Below are 2,265 nucleotides of genomic sequence, written 5' to 3'. Positions count from 1 at the left end.
ACCGCAAAAACCCGCTCAAATCAGTCGGCTCTCGCTACGGCCAGCATTCTCGGACAGGCTGCTAGTGGGCGGATTTGGCGCAGTGAGAAGAAAAGCGAAGTACTGGAATATATGCGAACGCAAATAATGGGGAATGGTTGGCGATCTATCCACTTGCGGGTGCTAAGGGTGATCGTAGAGAGAGCGGATACCAGGATAGCCGCTCGGGGAGGCTTCGCTGCCGAGGGCAGCGGCCTCGGACTTACTCGTAGAGGCTGTCTTCGTAGCCGCTGCTGATCTGGCGCGCCAGAAGACGTTCTTCCATGCGCTCCTCTATCTGGCGGCGTTTCTTGCTGTTGTAGCTGATCTTCTTGCCCCGGGGGCTAGTGTCCCGGTCTTCAAAGTCTTCATCCCAGTCTTCGATATCGTCCGCAGGGACTTGATCGACACGAATTTTGGTGCCCATCGGCTTTTGTTCTCACATCTCAGGTTGAAATCAAACAGGGGCATATCCCCTGTCGGTTAAAAAATAATGCTGCTGGGGTGCTGATCAGTTTGCATGCAACCTTAGCGCTATCCGGATTGCCGGCCCCGGGTGCTTGACAAACTGCAGTGCGGCGTATTTTGCGAATATATAGCAGCTTTTGGCGTTGGGTAAAGTGAATTCTTTAGTGACTGGGTATTTTATTGCCACAAGGCTGAGGCGCCGGGCTGGCAGGGGCTGCAGGCGAGTGCAATTTTTTTGAGTGCGGGCGCCTTGGTGCCTGGGTTGGGTTAATACGGGCAGGACTGAGCGGAACCGGTGCAGGCCGATTCCCGAGATGGATGTCTGTTAGCTGGCAGCGTCACAGGGAGCTTAATCGTCGCCAAACTCATCTTCGATCTGCTGTCGCAGGGCGCGCTCCTCGAGTCGTTGCTCGATGCGGCGTCGTGCAGCCGGGTCGATGGTTTTGCATTTTTCGGGTGCGTCGTCCTTGATCTCTGGCTCGGAGTCCCAATCCACGACATCATCGTCGTCTGTCATATCGCTGCTGTTGTGTTTTCTGCTCATAGATCTGTTCTCGATATCTGTGCGCGCATTGCCTTGCTGATAATGTGGTTGGCGCTGTATCTGTCCTGGTATGTGACAGCGCCTTACGCGCAGGGCCCGCTCTGCAGCACACCTTGCGGTAACTTCCTAACTAGTATGGAACAGATATTAGAGCTTGGTGCAGTGATTTTGCAACGGGGAAAAACACTGCCTGAGACCCTTTTTGTTGCGAGGGGGCAGGCAGCTTTGTCGTGTTAGCGCGGGGTGAATGTCAGGTAGGGAAACAGCTGTGCCAGTACGCCTGCGATTGCATCCCGCTGGCCGCGGCTGTCAAACATCAGTACTGCATCGCCCTCGGAAAAATAGGCGCCAAGTAATGCCGGCAGGCGCGTGCCTGACTTGAAGGCCGAGCTGTTGGTGAGCCCATTGCATTCGAAAGAGCCAGGACGCACGGGATCATAGGCCCAGCGTCCGGTACTCCAGATGGGGGCCCGGGCTGCGTTGATGGCAAAGCACAGGCGTGCCGGGCGCAGAATAAGCGCAAAACGTTGGCCGATCCTGGAGTCCTGCACGCGCAAGGATGTGGCTGTGGCATTGCGGCTCAGACTCCAGGCAACGAAGCCTGTATCACCACTGTCATTATCGAACACCATCATCAGCCGGTCCTGCTGGGTGGACCAGCGATTTTCACGAAAGCGGTACTCTTGTGCCAGGGTGGCGGCATGCTGGCCGCTGTAAAGTGACTGGCGCTGATAGTCATCGACAAAGTTGCGGGCCAGCTCGCCCGGATCGGCTCGCAAGGCCATGATCTGCGGCTGTACCTTGTCGGGGAAAATCTCGGTCACGCGTGGGGCGGGCTCCGGCGGCGGGGTAACTACGGACGGCGGCGTGCTGCTACAACCAACGAGCAGCAGGGCAGGCAAAAACAGGCGGAAATTGGGCAGGGGCATGCGGGGTATCTGTCCTTTGGCTGGAAATAATCCTAGGAGGCTGTCCGAGAATGCTGGCCGTAGCGAGAGCCGACTGATTTGAGCGGGTTTTTGCGGTGTTTTAAGGCGAATAGTGGTTCTATTTAACGCAAAACAGCACAAAAAACAGCCAAACTCAGGTGGCTCGCAGTAGGTTGAGTATTGTCGGACAGCCTCCTAGCAGCCTGTCGGACTTGGCCGATCGTAGCGAGGGAAAGTCCGTTTTGAGGCAGTTTTTGAGCTCTTTTGAGGCGAATAGTGGTTCTATTTAACAAAAAAGAGGACGAA

The 2,265-nt window shown here is 55.8% G+C and carries 3 protein-coding genes; all 3 read right to left on the bottom strand.

Features of this window, described 5'->3' with window-relative positions; all coding sequences use genetic code 11:
* Window positions 1–241: 241 nt before the first annotated feature.
* Window positions 242–445 carry a PA3496 family putative envelope integrity protein gene (locus MPRO_RS12300; RefSeq protein ID WP_067292682.1) on the bottom strand — a complete coding sequence of 68 codons (204 nt, stop codon included), beginning with the start codon at window positions 443–445 and terminating at the stop codon, window positions 242–244.
* 390 nt (window positions 446–835) lie between these two features.
* On the bottom strand, window positions 836–1,030 hold the full coding sequence (locus MPRO_RS12295; RefSeq protein ID WP_067292678.1) for a PA3496 family putative envelope integrity protein: 195 nt from the start codon (window positions 1,028–1,030) through the stop codon (window positions 836–838).
* Between the two features lie 233 nt (window positions 1,031–1,263).
* Window positions 1,264–1,959 (bottom strand): hypothetical protein, encoded by a 696-nt coding sequence (locus tag MPRO_RS12290; RefSeq protein WP_067292675.1) that lies wholly within the window; start codon window positions 1,957–1,959, stop codon window positions 1,264–1,266.
* Between the last annotated feature and the right edge of the window lie 306 nt (window positions 1,960–2,265).

The organism is Marinobacterium profundum (assembly GCF_001528745.1).
GTDB lineage: Bacteria > Pseudomonadota > Gammaproteobacteria > Pseudomonadales > Balneatricaceae > Marinobacterium_A > Marinobacterium_A profundum.
Note: the sequence above shows the minus strand (reverse complement) of the source record. Positions and strands in the feature narration are given on the sequence as shown.

What these genes read in the sequence shown, in the direction of transcription:
- MPRO_RS12300 (WP_067292682.1), bottom strand. Translation starts at nt 445, where the DNA reads ATGGGCACCAAAATTCGTGTCGATCAAGTCCCTGCGGACGATATCGAA.
- MPRO_RS12290 (WP_067292675.1), bottom strand. Translation starts at nt 1,959, where the DNA reads ATGCCCCTGCCCAATTTCCGCCTGTTTTTGCCTGCCCTGCTGCTCGTT.
- MPRO_RS12295 (WP_067292678.1), bottom strand. Translation starts at nt 1,030, where the DNA reads ATGAGCAGAAAACACAACAGCAGCGATATGACAGACGACGATGATGTC.